Source organism: Eubacterium sp. SB2 (genome assembly GCF_001244405.1).
GTDB lineage: Bacteria > Bacillota > Clostridia > Lachnospirales > Lachnospiraceae > Faecalicatena > Faecalicatena contortus_B.
This window is the reverse complement of record NZ_LN865153.1, coordinates 215,300-229,676: the sequence shown is the minus strand read 5'-3', so window position 1 is coordinate 229,676 and position 14,377 is coordinate 215,300. Positions and strand designations below refer to the sequence as shown.

The 14,377-nt window shown below is 47.6% G+C and carries 13 protein-coding genes; 10 read left to right on the top strand and 3 right to left on the bottom strand.

The window, feature by feature from the left end:
* Nucleotides 1-116: 116 nt before the first annotated feature.
* On the bottom strand, nt 117-506 hold the full coding sequence (locus BN1938_RS13385; RefSeq protein WP_050641087.1) for a desulfoferrodoxin family protein: 390 nt from the start codon (nt 504-506) through the stop codon (nt 117-119).
* A gap of 60 nt (nt 507-566) precedes the next feature.
* Entirely contained in the window at nt 567-1,076 is a 510-nt protein-coding gene (locus tag BN1938_RS13380; protein WP_050641086.1) for a ferritin, read from the bottom strand.
* Between the two features lie 211 nt (nt 1,077-1,287).
* On the opposite strand from BN1938_RS13380, the gene BN1938_RS13375 reads away from it, so the two are divergent.
* The 4 genes from BN1938_RS13375 (at nt 1,288) to BN1938_RS13360 (ending at nt 5,299) form a co-directional block, all read left to right on the top strand.
* Nucleotides 1,288-1,953 (top strand): response regulator transcription factor, encoded by a 666-nt coding sequence (locus BN1938_RS13375; protein ID WP_050641085.1) that lies wholly within the window; start codon nt 1,288-1,290, stop codon nt 1,951-1,953.
* A 47-nt stretch (nt 1,954-2,000) separates the two neighbouring features.
* A complete protein-coding gene (locus BN1938_RS13370) occupies nt 2,001-3,068 on the top strand; it encodes a HAMP domain-containing sensor histidine kinase (RefSeq protein WP_330581573.1) in 1,068 nt (355 codons plus the stop codon).
* Nucleotides 3,069-3,186: 118 nt separating this feature from the next.
* The gene (locus tag BN1938_RS13365; RefSeq protein WP_050641083.1) at nt 3,187-4,626 is read left to right on the top strand and encodes an ABC transporter permease; all 1,440 of its coding nucleotides are present in this window, start codon (nt 3,187-3,189) and stop codon (nt 4,624-4,626) included.
* 13 nt (nt 4,627-4,639) lie between these two features.
* Entirely contained in the window at nt 4,640-5,299 is a 660-nt protein-coding gene (locus tag BN1938_RS13360) for an ATP-binding cassette domain-containing protein (protein ID WP_050641082.1), read from the top strand.
* A 52-nt stretch (nt 5,300-5,351) separates the two neighbouring features.
* Here BN1938_RS13360 and BN1938_RS13355 read toward each other — a convergent pair whose 3' ends face one another.
* On the bottom strand, nt 5,352-5,699 hold the full coding sequence (locus BN1938_RS13355; RefSeq protein WP_050641081.1) for a hypothetical protein: 348 nt from the start codon (nt 5,697-5,699) through the stop codon (nt 5,352-5,354).
* 314 nt (nt 5,700-6,013) lie between these two features.
* On the opposite strand from BN1938_RS13355, the gene BN1938_RS13350 reads away from it, so the two are divergent.
* The 6 genes from BN1938_RS13350 (at nt 6,014) to BN1938_RS13325 (ending at nt 14,353) form a co-directional block, all read left to right on the top strand.
* Nucleotides 6,014-6,958 (top strand): RpnC/YadD family protein, encoded by a 945-nt coding sequence (locus BN1938_RS13350; protein ID WP_082202999.1) that lies wholly within the window; start codon nt 6,014-6,016, stop codon nt 6,956-6,958.
* A gap of 413 nt (nt 6,959-7,371) precedes the next feature.
* Nucleotides 7,372-8,961 carry a xylulokinase gene (locus tag BN1938_RS13345; RefSeq protein ID WP_050641080.1) on the top strand — a complete coding sequence of 530 codons (1,590 nt, stop codon included), beginning with the start codon at nt 7,372-7,374 and terminating at the stop codon, nt 8,959-8,961.
* A 26-nt stretch (nt 8,962-8,987) separates the two neighbouring features.
* Nucleotides 8,988-10,334: an MATE family efflux transporter gene (locus BN1938_RS13340; protein WP_050641079.1), complete on the top strand. Its 1,347-nt coding sequence runs from the start codon at nt 8,988-8,990 to the stop codon at nt 10,332-10,334.
* Between the two features lie 30 nt (nt 10,335-10,364).
* Complete coding sequence (locus tag BN1938_RS13335) at nt 10,365-11,135, top strand: MurR/RpiR family transcriptional regulator (protein WP_050641078.1); 771 nt, start codon at nt 10,365-10,367, stop codon at nt 11,133-11,135.
* A 224-nt stretch (nt 11,136-11,359) separates the two neighbouring features.
* A complete protein-coding gene (locus BN1938_RS13330) occupies nt 11,360-12,973 on the top strand; it encodes an alpha-glucoside-specific PTS transporter subunit IIBC (protein WP_050641077.1) in 1,614 nt (537 codons plus the stop codon).
* Between the two features lie 51 nt (nt 12,974-13,024).
* A complete protein-coding gene (locus tag BN1938_RS13325; RefSeq protein ID WP_050641076.1) occupies nt 13,025-14,353 on the top strand; it encodes a 6-phospho-alpha-glucosidase in 1,329 nt (442 codons plus the stop codon).
* Nucleotides 14,354-14,377: the final 24 nt, after the last annotated feature.

The window sequence follows — 14,377 nt, the reverse complement described above, 5'->3', positions numbered from 1 at the left end:
AGAAAAGGCCCCTTTGCAGGAGCATAGAATACGCCTGCAAAGGGGCCTTTTCTTTTTCGCCCGTACCGGACGGACTCTCTTTTTGTGCAGGCGTACTTCTTCCACGCACCTCCCGTCTAGATATCCACCTTCCAGAACCCATGCAGGTTACAGTATGCGTATGCCGCCAGCGCCCTGTCCCCATCACACACTACAAATGTTGCGACCGGTTCTTCGTCCGGATCCAGATGGATTCTCTGGCCGCCCTTTTCTGTCTGCAGGTAGATCCACTCAATACTGTGTTCCTCAGACATAGGATGAAAGATACTCCCCACCTTAACGGTGATAGTGTTTCCGTTTTGTTCCACAACCGGCATATGCTTTTCGTGGGCGCCTTCAGAAGTGTTCGGGGTAAGTTTTTCCATCTGGATTCCACAGCAGGAAAACCCCTCTTTTGTACCGTTGATTTCTTCAATTATGATATGACAATTGTCACAGGCGTAAAAAATTGGTTCATGTTTTGACATTTTTAATTCCTCCGTTTGAATGATACTTTTCATGGCCTGCCCAAAATGGTGCAGTTTGTTTTAGAGAACGAGTGAAGGGGCAGCATAGACTCTTGCCGCAAACTCTTTGTTGAGTTCGTAGAGTCCTTTCGAGTCATTACCGAACAGATTCATTTTGGCCACGAGGTCGCTGGCTGCCTTTTCTTCCTCGCCCTGTTCCATAATGAACCATTCAAGCAGCTGTGTGGTACGGAAATCTTTTTTCTTAAAAGCCGTCTCATAAATCTGGTTAAACCGCACGGTTACCTGCTTCTCATGCTCATAAGCGACTTTCAGCGGCTGGGCATGGGAGGTCAGTTTCAGATCGGGTTTACGGATCTGCTCCAGTTCGACTTTTTCGTCATTATTATGAAGATACTGGATCAGCAGCATGGCGTGATCAAGTTCCTCCTGCGCCTGAATGCGGAACCAGTTCTCAAAACCGTCCAGATCGGCTTCCGCGTAATAATTTGCAAAACCAAGGTAAAGATAAGAAGAAAAGAATTCAAAATTAATCTGTACGTTAATCAACTGCAGTATTTGTGTGTCCATACGTGCCTCCTTAAATAGTTTCTCAGAATAGTATTTTCATGTTTGGAAAAAATATACGGATGATAAATCGCCTATGAGGCAGTGCTTTTAAAGATCTGGGAGACAGAGGGATCAGAGGAGGCGGTCTATAAGATGGACGGTAAACAATCATAGAAATCTTTCCATACTCTTTCCACATGGAGATGCTATACTGAGACTGGAGGTGATTTTTATGGCCACGTTATTGATTGTGGAAGACGATTTTAAAACGAATGAAGCTATATGTGAGTATATGAAATCCGCCGGGCATAAGGCCATTCCGGCCTACGATGGAGCACAGGCGGTAAGGCACTTTCGGGAGGAGAAGCCTGACCTGGTGGTTTTGGACATCATGCTTCCCAAAATGACCGGGCTGGCTGTACTGCATGAAATCCGGCGCACCAGCTTTGCGCCAGTCCTTATGCTCACCGCGATTGAGGATGAATACACGCAGGTAAAGAGCTTTGACGAGCAGGCGGACGATTATATTACCAAGCCCTTCTCCATGGTTTTATTGGGGAAGCGGATCATGGCGCTGCTGCGGCGGAGCGGGCAGAGCGCAATACCGGAAACGATGGCGTTTGGTGATGTTACCGTAGATTTTTCCGGCTATACGGCAAGGGACGAGGAAGGAATAATTGAGTTGACACCCAAGGAAATCGACCTGCTGCGTCTATTTGTGGAACACAAGGGTCTCGTTCTGACCCGGAATCAAATCCTGGACGAGCTGTGGGGCGACGACAATCCAATCATCGACCGAACCGTTGACACATACATTAAAAATCTTCGAAAGAAACTGCGTCTCGGCTGCCTGGTTACGGTAAAAGGGATTGGATATAAATTAGAGGTGGATCAATGAAACGGTTGAAAATCTATCCAAAGATATTTTTCTACACATTGGGGCTCATGCTTTTTATCGTGCTGGTGGCCCACGCCCTACTGTATTTCCTCACCCCTCAGGTTTCTTTTGATTTATCCCCTGGACCCGGCAGCGGTGACCTGATCATTACCGGCAAATTCAATTTGACACCGTATATTATGCAGATGATTCAAAAAGTTCTGCCAATTTCTCTTATCTGCTGCGTTGTGGTCTCCATCCTGTGCTCCCTCCTGTTCTCCCGGCAGATCACGGTTCCCGTTAAGCAGCTCTCTGTCGTGACCGAGCGGATGGCAAAAATGGATAAGTCCGCGGTTTGCCAGATCCGGACTGAAGACGAGATCGGCGTGCTGGCTGATAATATCAACGGCTTATACCAAAACCTGCTTTCAGCCATTGAAACCCTTGAAATCGAAAAGCAGCGTATAAGGGAATTGGAGCAGGCTAAGGTGGATTTTATGCGGGCGGCATCGCACGAACTGAAAACCCCTCTGACCGCCCTGAACGCCACGCTGGAGAACATGATCCTAGGCATCGGGAAGTACCGGGATGTTGAGGCCTGTCTGCCGGAGTGCAAGGAAATGGCGGAGCAGCTGTCAGGAATGATCCAGGAGATCCTGGAAGCGTCCGGCGCGGGCGGCCCGCTGAAAAATGAGATCCCGGTCCAGACTGACCTGTCCGGGCTGCTGACCGTGTTATGCGAGCCGTATGATCAGATCGCCAAAGCACGCGGCATCGTTTTTCATATAGATTTGTCAGGCGGCTTCTCCGCCGTGCTGCCGCCCAAATTGTTTAGTAAAGCGGTGTCTAACATTCTCGCCAATGCTGTTGCTTATACAGATCCAGGGAAGACGGTTTCCGTCTATTTTGAGGGGCCTGCTTTTGTCATAGAGAACGAATGCACACCGATCCCAGCCAAAGACTTACAGAATCTTTTTGAGCCGTTTTATCGGCCCGATTATGCCAGGAACCGTAATGACGGGGGAAACGGGCTGGGGCTGTATATTGTTGATATGCTCCTGGGAGATCTGGGACTGTCCTATGCCTTCCGTCCGATGAAGCAGCCGCCTGGAATGCGTTTTGTTATTCAGCTATAAAGAATAGAGGAAGCTCTCTGCACTCTCATCTGCTTCCTTGCCGATTCCATATTCCTTTCATACTGCCTCCATATTGGCATGCTATTCTATCTCTGCAAAGAAAATGGAGGTGCATAGTATGGGATTTATCAGGCGGGCATTTTTATACGTCACAAAAAAAAGAGGCAAAAGCGTCCTGCTTTTTGTCATTCTGCTGGTAATGGCAACCTTTGTACTGACGGGGCTTAGTATCTGGAAAGCGTCAGAGGATACGCAGCTTGCCCTGCGGGAAAGTTTGGGAGGCAGGTTTGATATTCGGGTAGATTGGGAAAACAGTCCGTATGTGGTCAGGGAAACCATCCAAGATAATGAGGCTGATGAGGAAACCGGAAAAACGTCTACCAGTTTTCTACAGTATTCAACTTTACAGTTTACGCCGGACAACATCGCTGCAATAAAGGCCATATCAGGCGTAAAATACTGCAGTGCAAGGCAGGACATTCTTGCTCCATTTGAGGAATTTTCTCTGTTTCCCGGAACGGTAGCTATCGATGAAAAGTATAAGAGACATACAAAGGTGCTGGGTGTCTGTATGAGTGAAGACGATGAATATTTTACCACCGGGACGCTGGCGCTGACGAAAGGGCGGCACATTTCCGTGAATGATCGTCATGTGGCACTGATCAGCAGGGATTTAGCAGAAAAGAGCGGCCTGCAGGCCGGGGACTATATTACCGCGCACAGTTACAGCATCGAAGACCAGGGCTTTACCGGACAGGAGATGCGGGTGCAGGTCATCGGACTGTTTACCCCTGATAAGGTGGAGCAGTTTGGAGAAACAGTTACAACCTACGACAAAATCCAGAACCAGGTGTTCGTAGATTTGCAAACGGCAGTCGAAATTGACGGCGGTGCAATCAACTACGGATTTTCAGCAGTCAATGTCACCGTAGAAGACCCGCAGGATTTGGCGCGGGTGGTGTCTGACGTAAAAGATCTGCAGGGGATTGACTGGAAAGCTTTTACTGTTGAAACGGACAACAAAGTTTATGAAAACGCAACGGCGCCGCTGACTGCGTTGAATGAACTTGTGGTTACTCTGCTGGTAGTGATTATTGTTGTCAGCGCCATCATTCTGGCACTGATCCTGACCCTCTGGACAAAGACCCGCATCCATGAAACAGGAGTATTTTTGTCCATGGGCATCAGGAAGCCGGCCATTATCGGCCAGTATTTGATAGAGGTGCTCTTGATTGCTGTTCTCGCCTTTGGCTTTTCCTATTTCACCGGCAATGCCATGGCAGGGCAGATTGGGAATCAACTATTGGAGCAGAGTATGCAGACAAAACCGGAGGCCGGTGATGATGTTACTGCCTCTGCCGCTGCTGTTGATGTGGGCGCAGACAATCTTATACAGAAACCATTGCCTGAAAAGAATCGCATAGAGGTGTCCGTGGGGGCTGCTAACCTTGTCCAGCTGTATTTGATCGGATTTGCCATCATCATTGTGGCCGTGAGTGTATCGTCTATCACCGTCATGCGTCTAAAGCCGCGGGAAATTCTGTCGAAAATGAGTTGAAGGAGGGACTGTTATGTGTATTTTAGAATTGAAAAATGTTTGCTATGCCTACGAAAAGGGGAAGGAGATTTTATCAAATGTCAATGCGGAACTGGAAGCAGGGAGAATGTATGCCGTCCTTGGTCCGTCCGGATCCGGCAAGACCACGCTGCTGTCCCTGTTGGGCGGACTTGATACGCCGACACAAGGAAACATCCTGTTCGACGGTGAGGACGTCAGGACCAAGAGCCTGGAATATCACCGCAGGAATCATATCTCCCTGATCTTCCAAAGCTACAACCTGATCGATTACATGACGCCAATGGAAAATGTGCGGCTTACCGCCAAGCTTGACGCCGGGCCTATCCTGGAGCGGCTGGGACTTACCAGGGCCGAGAGCACCCGGAATGTGCTGAAGCTGTCCGGCGGCCAACAGCAGCGTGTAGCGATTGCGCGGGCGCTGGCCTCCGATGCTCCGGTCATTTTGGCGGACGAACCGACTGGGAACCTGGACGCAGATAGTGCAAGGGACATTACAGTGGTTTTGAAAGAGAGCGCCCATGCGTTCGGAAAATGCGTTGTTGTGGTGACGCACTCCGCTGAAGCAGCAAAGCAGGCGGATGTAGTGCTGGAAATCAAACGCGGGTATTTGCAAGAGAGAGAAATGAAGAAAATCACGATTACCTTGGCTTAAATAATGGTCTATCTAGTAAGGTGAAAAGTAGGAAACAGTCTATTTCTGTTTCCTACTTTTTATCATCCTTTCTTCTCAAAAATTCAACAAAGGCAAATAAAATAGAGATGACACTAAGAACAGAAACAACAAGTTCAGCCATATTATTCGCATAATCCGCCTGCCCCGGAACAAAGATCCCCAGTATAAGAAAATAACTACACCAAATCAATCCCAAAATCAGGAGCATAAATGTAATATATTTTAATATAGATGCCAATCGATTGACTAACCGCCGGTTAGACTGCACCTTTTTTTCAGAATATGTTTTCCGGCTGCACACCGACTTTATCACGCCCGCAATACCACCAGACAACAGGCCTAATGACAGGCCTATGCATATATTATAAAGTGTTTTCATAGTAATTCTTTCTTTATAGTTAATTTATTTAGTCCAGTACCATTCTATCATACTTGTAGAAGTATGTCACTTCTGTTTTCTGCTGACAATAGACTAGCGCTTATGTATTTAATATGTTAAGATATTTTAAAAGCATGAACATATTTCTAAAACTTCTAAACGGGCAAGCCCGGATCTGGTCTCATTTCTAAAGACAGATATCAATACAAGAAATCTCAATGCTTTGGATTCCAATTTAAACAGCAGAGAGGTTTCAGCAGAATATACTTTGGATAGTAGGGAGCCTCCTGCATCATTACGAAGGAGGCAGATATATGCAGAAAGATGCCAATTACAAAGAATCAGCACAGCGGCAGGAACACGAGGCGGTAAATGAAAACGCCGGTGGGATGCACGTAAAACGTACCTACAAATCCAGACTGTTTGAAATGATATTCAGTGAGAAGAGGGCATTACTGGAATTGTATAATGCAATGAATGGAACGGATTATAATGATCCGGAATTATTGGAAATTAATACCTTGGAAAATGCAATTTATATGTCTATGAGGAATGACCTGTCCTTTATCATTGATTCCCGTCTGACATTATACGAGCATCAGTCTACGTACAGTCCGAATCTTCCGCTGCGCTGTTTGATGTATGTGTCGGATTTATACTCTGTTATGACAAAAGATGAAAACTTATATGGAAAGAAGCCAATACGGATTCCAACTCCGAGATTTGTAATCTTTTATAACGGGACTGAAAAATTGGAAGATATGAAGGTTTTAAGGCTATCTGACGCCTTTACCGTACCTGAACGAGAGTATGCGCTTGAATTGACGGCAGTTTTGTTTAATATAAATCCGGGACACAATACAAAACTGTTAGATACATGCAAGACACTGAAAGATTATTCTGAGTATGTCGCGAGGGTGAGGGAATATGCTTGCAGCATGAACCTCGAGGCTGCGGTGGAACTGGCGATTACGGAATGTATCAGGGAGGATATTCTGGCGGGATTTCTTAGAAAGAACAGAGCGGAGGCGAAAAGTGTGAGCATCTACGAATATGATGAGGAAAAGCATATGCGGCAGGTAAAAGAAGAGGGGTTCCAAGAAGGGCATCTGAGGGGAATACAGGAAGGAATACAGATATTGATAAATTTTTGTCGTAAGATGGGATTTTCCAAGGACGATTCCAAAGCTAAGGTAGCAGAAGAATTCGGTTTGGAGCTGGCGGAGGTTGAAAAGTACATGGAGAAGTATTGGAATTAGTAGAAATAAATAGCTAGAGGACAATTCTTTCATTTCGCGTATATGTGCCCTCGGGCAAATGTTACTGTTCACACCCTTCGGGCATGTACAGTAACTGCATCTGCCCATTAAAAGTCGCCTTTGGCGAGGGGTGCTATGCGCCAGCGGTGCATGTTAAGCACGGACCGAAACGGAGCGGAGACCAGATGCCCCGCATCACTACGTTGGCTCCGATGCCGTGCAGCGGAGTGCACGGCACGGTCTGAACAGTAACGAGTAAATCCCGGCAAGAAAACTTTGTTAAAAAATAGTTGTATTAAATACCCGGAAAGGATAAAATAGAGTTAATTCAGGAGTTCTGTAAAATAGCATGAGAAGAAGGCCTGGAAGTAAGGAGACAATTCTGAATAAGTAGGAAAGGGTGTTTAATAAGCATGGAAGCAAAAGAAATCATTACTGCGGGAAAGACCGCTCTGGGAATTGAATTTGGCTCTACAAGGATTAAAGCCGTACTGGTGGATGAGGCCGGTAAGGTTCTTGCATCAGGCAGTCACGATTGGGAGAATCAGTACGTGAACGACATCTGGACATACAGCCTGGATGCTGTATGGAAGGGGCTGCAGGATTGCTATCAGGATCTGGCAGGCAGTGTAAAGGCTACATATGGGCTGGCACTGGAAACAATTGGTTCCATCGGGTTCAGCGGCATGATGCACGGCTACCTCCCTTTTGATAAAGCCGGAGAGCTGCTGACACCGTTCCGTACATGGCGCAATAATATCACCGGACAGGCTTCAGAGAAGCTGACAGAGGTATTTCATTATAATATTCCGCAGAGATGGAGTATCGCGCATCTTTACCAGGCGATTCTGAATGGGGAAGAACATGTGAAAGATGTTGATTTCTTTACAACGCTGGCCGGGTATGTGCATTGGCAGCTGACGGGCAGAAAGGTGCTTGGTATCGGCGAGGCTTCCGGCATGTTCCCGATCGATGTAGAGAAGAAGGATTTCAACCGCTACATGATCGGACAGTTCGACGAACTTGTAAAAGAGTGCGGATTCCCATGGAACCTGGGAGCGCTGCTTCCGGAAGTACTGGTGGCAGGGGAAGATGCAGGCGTGCTCAGCGAAGAGGGGGCCAAACTGCTGGATGTGACAGGTACTTTAAAAGCAGGAATTCCGCTGTGCCCGCCGGAGAGTGACGCAGGTACGGGTATGGCTGCGACAAACAGTGTCGCAAAGCGTACAGCAAATGTATCAGCCGGAACCTCTGTTTTTGCTATGGTTGTTCTTGAAAGAGAACTTTCCAAAGTATATCCGGAGATCGATATGGTAACGACACCCGCAGGAGATCTTGTGGCTATGGTACACTCCAATAACTGTACATCAGATTTAAATGCATGGGTGAATCTGTTTAAAGAATTTTCAGAAGCGATGGGCATGGATGTGGACATGAATAAGCTGTATGGAACCCTGTATAATAAGGCGCTGGAAGGCGATGCGGACTGCGGCGGACTGCTTTCCTACTGCTATTTTTCAGGTGAGCACATTACCGGTTTTGAGAAGGGAAGCCCGCTGTTTGCGAGAACATCCGAAAGTAAGTTTACGCTGGCTAACTTTATGCGTTCCCATCTGTTCACCTGCCTGGGCGCTCTGAAGCTGGGGATGGACATCCTCTACAACGACGGTGTGGAGCTTGACCAGATTCTGGGTCACGGCGGGTTGTTCAAGACAGCCGGTGTAGGACAGAGAATCATGGCAGCAGCGACAAAGGTGCCGGTATCTGTCATGGAGACGGCAGGAGAGGGAGGCGCCTGGGGCATTGCACTGCTGGCTTCCTATATGAAGAACAAAGAGGCGGGCGAGACACTGGATGCCTATCTGGCGCAGAAGATATTTGCAGACGAGGAGTCTGTGACACTCGAGCCGGATCCGAAGGATGTGGAAGGCTTTGAGAAGTTTATGGAGAGGTATGTGGCAGGTCTGCCGATCGAACGGGCAGCTGTAGAGATATTGGATTAACTGCAGGCCTTATCTGGTGAAGAAACATGAATCGGGATTTTACAGAGGGCAGTATCAGAAAGTCTCTGATCTGGTTTGCCCTGCCTATGATGGCGGGAAATCTGCTTCAGCAGCTATATAATATTGTTGATACTTTAATCGTAGGACAATTTTTAGGGAAGGAGGCACTGGCGGCAGTCGGTGCTTCCTACACGTTGATGACATTTCTGACATCGATTTTGTTAGGACTGTGTATGGGCAGCGGCGTGGAGTTTTCCCTTTGTTTTGGCAAAAAAGACATGGATGGCCTGAAAAACGGGGTGTTTATGTCTTTTGTCCTGATCGGAGGCGTGACAGCCTTTGTGGTTGGGATTGTATTCGGAGGAATCGACCTGATTCTCAGGCTCATGCAGGTACCCGTGGAGATTTACGGAATGATGCGTCAGTACTTATGGGTTATCTTCTGGGGGATACCGGCGACCTTCCTCTATAACTTTTTCGCCTCATGGCTGAGGGCCCTCGGCAACTCCACTGTGCCGTTGGTATTTCTGGGGATATCGGCGGTTCTGAATATTGGGCTGGATCTGTATTTTGTGCTGGCCTTAAAGATGGGGGTTGCGGGAGCAGCTGCGGCTACGGTGATTTCACAGTATGTATCCGCGGCAGGGATCAGTCTGTATGTCGTGCTGAAGTTTTGGGATATGATGCCCGGCAGAAAGCATTTCAGATGGAATATGCCGGTTTTAAAGGAAATCTTTCAATTATCTTTTCTGACCTGTATCCAGCAGTCGGTTATGAACTTCGGGATATTAATGGTACAGGGGCTTGTGAACAGTTTTGGTACGATCGTGATGGCGGCTTTTTCTGCTGCGGTAAAGATCGACTCTTTTGCCTATATGCCTGTGCAGGATTTCGGAAATGCATTTTCCACATTCGTAGCGCAGAATTATGGGGCAGGGAAGAAGGAGCGCATACGGGAAGGAATCAGAGATGCCGTGCTGCTCGTATTAATTTTTTGTCTGGTGATCTCTGCAGGTGTGTGTATCTTTGCGAAACCACTGCTTCTGCTGTTTGTAAAACCACAGGAGACAGAGATACTTGCAGTGGGTATGAACTATCTGAGAATTGAGGGAAGCTTTTACTGCCTGATCGGATTTTTATTCCTGTTCTATGGATTCTACAGGGCGGTCAAGATGCCGGGTATGTCCGTGATCCTGACCGTGGCATCACTGGGGAGCAGGGTGGCGCTGGCTTACGTTTTGTCTGCAGTCCCTCAGATCGGGGTAACGGGGATATGGGCCGCGGTTCCTATCGGATGGTTGCTTGCGGATGGAATCGGATATATGTATTTGAGGAAAAAGTTTCTTGTGCGTTTTTTTCAAGAAGGAGATTAGAGCTGAAAGAAAGAGAGAGGAGGGGTGGTTATGGCACTGGATGATTTGGTAAAAATTAATTATGGAAAGTTAAATGAAAATGACCTGCATATCTGGAACTATATCGATAGCCACCGGCTGGAGTGCAGCCAGTGTACGATTGAGGAGCTGGCGAGGAAATGCAGCGTTTCACGGACAACGATCTTACGATTTGCCAAAAAGCTATCTATGGATGGGTTCAGTGAGCTGAAGATTCATTTGAAGATGGAGATTGCAGATTCAAAGAAGCCTACCCGGGATATTGTCAAGGAGGTCTGCAGTGATTACCGAAAGAGGATTGACGAGATGGAAAAAAATGACTATGCGGAAGTCTGTCGTCTGATTTACGAGGCAAAAAGAATCTTTGTCTATGGGTCAGGCGCGGTGCAGTCCTTTGTAGCGAAGGAGTTTGCAAGGGCATTTTTGTCTGCGCAGATCTGTATGAACCAGATTGAAGGAGGCAGAGGGGAGCGGGAGCTGATCAGCGATATTCTGCGGGAAGGGGATCTGGTCATTATCGTTTCGCTTTCCGGGGAGTCGGCGCATGTCCTCGAGTTTGCAAAAATGCTTAATATGAAGGGAATCCCCATTGTTTCTATGACCAAGCTGAGAAACAATACACTGGCGCAGATGAGCACGGAAAGCCTTTACATCAGTACATCCAGGGTCAGTACTTCCTACATCCGCAATTATGAAACGACAACGCTTTACTTTATGACGGTGGAGATGATTTTGCTGAAGTATCTGATTTACGAAGAAAAACGCCGTGAAGAATCATTATGACAGTAAAAATATAGACAATGCCGCTGGGAAACCGGCGGTATTTTTTTGTGCAGACAGCCTGGAAAAGCCGTGAAATTTCACGGGCGGATGTGAAGTGGCACTAGATAGGAATGAATTCCCTAAAGGCGGTAAAAGTATTGATTTTCGGGGTGGCAATGGCTATGATTGACCTATCGATAAGGAAGTCTGATCAGAGAAAAAGGAAGATTTAGGAGGGAAAAATTATGATGCAGAAGATACAGAGGTTCGGAGGCGCCATGTTTACGCCGGTTCTTCTCTTTGCTTTTGCCGGGATCATGGCAGGCATTTCTACGCTGTGCATGAATGAACAGATACTTGGAAGCCTGGCTAGCCCGTCGGGCATGTGGTATCAGATCTGGAACATTATCAACCAGGGGGCATGGACTGTATTCAACAACATGCCTTTAGTATTTGTGATCGGACTGCCGGTTGGGCTTGCTAAAAAACAGAATGCGAGGGCCTGTTTGGAGGCGCTGGTGATCTATCTTACCTTTAACTATTTTGTCAATACTATTCTGACACAGTGGGGAACGGTTTTCGGTGTGGATTTTACTGTGGACGCGGGCAGCGGCACAGGACTTGCCAGCGTGGCTGGTATTAAGACCCTGGATATGGGAATGCTGGGCGCGATCATGATCGCGGCAATTGTAGTCTGGCTCCATAACCGGTATTTTGACACAAAACTCCCGGAATTTTTGGGAATATTTAAAGGCTCCACATTTATTTATATATTGGGATTCTTTGTCATGATTCCGGTTGCATTTCTGGCGGTGCTGATCTGGCCCCAGATACAGCATGGAATAGGTGCTCTGCAGACATTTCTTGCAGGGGCAGGGCCGGCGGGAGTCGGTATCTATGCCTTCCTGAACCGGATTCTTATTCCCACAGGGCTGCATCACTTTGTCTATTCTCCGTTTTTGTACGACAATGTGGCGGTACAGGGCGGCGTAGTTGCATACTGGACACAGCATCTGGCGGAGTTTGCAGCTTCAGGACAGCCTCTAAAGGCGTTGTTTCCGCAGGGAGGATTCGCTCTTTACGGGATGGAAAAGATTTTTGGCTCCATAGGTATTGCACTGGCATTTTATGCGACTGCCAAAAAAGACAGGAAAAAGCAGGTGGCAGGCCTGTTGATACCAATTACCCTGACCGCAGTTGTAGCAGGTGTAACGGAGCCGCTTGAATTCACATTTTTATTTATCTGCCCGCCGTTGTTTGCAGTGCACGCGGTACTCTCCGGGATATTGGATATGATAACCTATATGGCCGGAGTAGTGGGGAACTTTGCAGGCGGACTGATCGAGTTTGCGGCAATCAACTGGATTCCCATGGGCGGGATCTACTATATGACTTACATAAAACAGGTCTTAATCGGGATTTTATTTATCGGCGTGTATTTCTTCGTGTTTAAGACGCTGATCCTGAATTTTGATATCAAAACTCCGGGACGCGAAGAGGCGGAAGAAGTGAAGTTTTTCAGCAAGGCGGATTATAAAGAAAAAAAGAAATCCGGTGAGAAAAACGGCAATACATACGGCCAGCGCGCGGCTGATTTTCTATCTTCGCTGGGCGGCGGAGAGAACATAGGTGATGTGACGAACTGTGCAACCCGCCTCCGGCTTACGGTGAAGGACATTTCCCTCGTGCAGGACGCTGCGGTATTCAAGGCCGCAGGGGCTCATGGGCTGGTAGTGAAGGGGAATGCCGTCCAGGTAATCGTAGGAATGGATGTAGCGAATGTACGGGATGAATTCGAAAATATGATGGCCCGGGATAAGGGAAATAACGAAGCGGCAGGAATACCGGCGAAAGAATAGAGACAAAACAGCCGGAAAGAAGAGGCGTTAACAGCCGGAAAGGATGATAATATGAAAAAATATTCTATTACAGTAGCAGGCGGGGGAAGCACATTTACACCAGGAATTGTCCTGATGCTGCTCGAAAACCAGAAGCGGTTCCCAATCCGTCAGATCAAATTCTATGACAATGATAAAGAAAGACAGGAGATCGTAGCGAAGGCCTGCGGGATTTATCTGAAGGAGCACGCGCCGGAGATTTCATTTTCCTACTCCACGGAGCCGGAAAATGCATTCACGGATATAGACTTTGTGCTTGCACACATACGTGTCGGAAAATATGCGATGCGGGAGAAGGACGAAAAGATTCCGATGAAATACGGCGTAGTGGGACAGGAGACATGCGGCCCGGGAGGACTTGCATATGGAATGCGCTCCATAGGGGGAGTCATCGAGATACTGGATTATATGGAGAAATATTCACCAAATGCGTGGATGCTGAACTACTCCAACCCGGCGGCAATCGTGGCGGAGGCCACAAGAAGGCTGCGCCCCAATTCCAGGATACTGAATATTTGTGACATGCCAATCGACCTGGAGGAAAAGATGGCGGCAATGTGCGGCATTAGCTCACGGAAGGAAATGACGGTATCTTATTATGGGTTAAATCATTTTGGCTGGTGGTCCGCTATTTACGATAAGGACGGCAATGACCTTATGCCGAAGATCCGTGCCCATGTAAAAGAAAATGGATTTGCCGATGCGCTGTCGGAAACGAACCAGCATGTGGATGAGAGCTGGAGGGAGACATTTACAAAGGCAAAAGATGTCTATGCATTGGATCCGGATACGATACCGAACACTTATCTGAAGTATTATCTATATCCTGATTACGTCGTATCCCACAGCAATCCGGACTATACCCGTGCCAATGAGGTTATGGACGGCCGGGAGAAACAGGTGTTCGGAGCATGCCGCAGCATTATCGAAAGAGGAACAAGTGCAGGCGGAGGGTTCGAAGCAGATGTACATGCGTCCTACATTGTGGATCTGGCATGCGCCATCGCAGAGAATACGAGAGAGCGGTTCCTGCTGATCGTGCCAAACGAAGGGGCAATAGAAAACTTCGACCGAACCGCTATGGTAGAGATCCCTTGTATAGTTGGCAGCAATGGTTACGAAAAAATCTGCCAGGGAGCCATCCCCCAATTTCAGAGAGGCTTAATGGAGCAGCAGGTCAGCGTTGAAAAGCTTACGGTAGAGGCTTGGATAGAAGGCAGTTATCAGAAAATGTGGCAGGCCATAACACTGTCAAAAACAGTGCCAAGCGCCGCAGTAGCGAAAAAGATCCTCGATGAGATGATTAAGGCCAACCAGGGGTTCTGGCCGGAATTGAAGTGATGAGCAGAGATACGTAGCAGGGGA

What these genes read in the sequence shown, in the direction of transcription:
- BN1938_RS13385 (WP_050641087.1), bottom strand. Translation starts at nt 506, where the DNA reads ATGTCAAAACATGAACCAATTTTTTACGCCTGTGACAATTGTCATATC.
- BN1938_RS13380 (WP_050641086.1), bottom strand. Translation starts at nt 1,076, where the DNA reads ATGGACACACAAATACTGCAGTTGATTAACGTACAGATTAATTTTGAA.
- BN1938_RS13375 (WP_050641085.1), top strand. Translation starts at nt 1,288, where the DNA reads ATGGCCACGTTATTGATTGTGGAAGACGATTTTAAAACGAATGAAGCT.
- BN1938_RS13370 (WP_330581573.1), top strand. Translation starts at nt 2,001, where the DNA reads ATGCTTTTTATCGTGCTGGTGGCCCACGCCCTACTGTATTTCCTCACC.
- BN1938_RS13365 (WP_050641083.1), top strand. Translation starts at nt 3,187, where the DNA reads ATGGGATTTATCAGGCGGGCATTTTTATACGTCACAAAAAAAAGAGGC.
- BN1938_RS13360 (WP_050641082.1), top strand. Translation starts at nt 4,640, where the DNA reads ATGTGTATTTTAGAATTGAAAAATGTTTGCTATGCCTACGAAAAGGGG.
- BN1938_RS13355 (WP_050641081.1), bottom strand. Translation starts at nt 5,699, where the DNA reads ATGAAAACACTTTATAATATATGCATAGGCCTGTCATTAGGCCTGTTG.
- BN1938_RS13350 (WP_082202999.1), top strand. Translation starts at nt 6,014, where the DNA reads ATGCAGAAAGATGCCAATTACAAAGAATCAGCACAGCGGCAGGAACAC.
- BN1938_RS13345 (WP_050641080.1), top strand. Translation starts at nt 7,372, where the DNA reads ATGGAAGCAAAAGAAATCATTACTGCGGGAAAGACCGCTCTGGGAATT.
- BN1938_RS13340 (WP_050641079.1), top strand. Translation starts at nt 8,988, where the DNA reads ATGAATCGGGATTTTACAGAGGGCAGTATCAGAAAGTCTCTGATCTGG.
- BN1938_RS13335 (WP_050641078.1), top strand. Translation starts at nt 10,365, where the DNA reads ATGGCACTGGATGATTTGGTAAAAATTAATTATGGAAAGTTAAATGAA.
- BN1938_RS13330 (WP_050641077.1), top strand. Translation starts at nt 11,360, where the DNA reads ATGATGCAGAAGATACAGAGGTTCGGAGGCGCCATGTTTACGCCGGTT.
- BN1938_RS13325 (WP_050641076.1), top strand. Translation starts at nt 13,025, where the DNA reads ATGAAAAAATATTCTATTACAGTAGCAGGCGGGGGAAGCACATTTACA.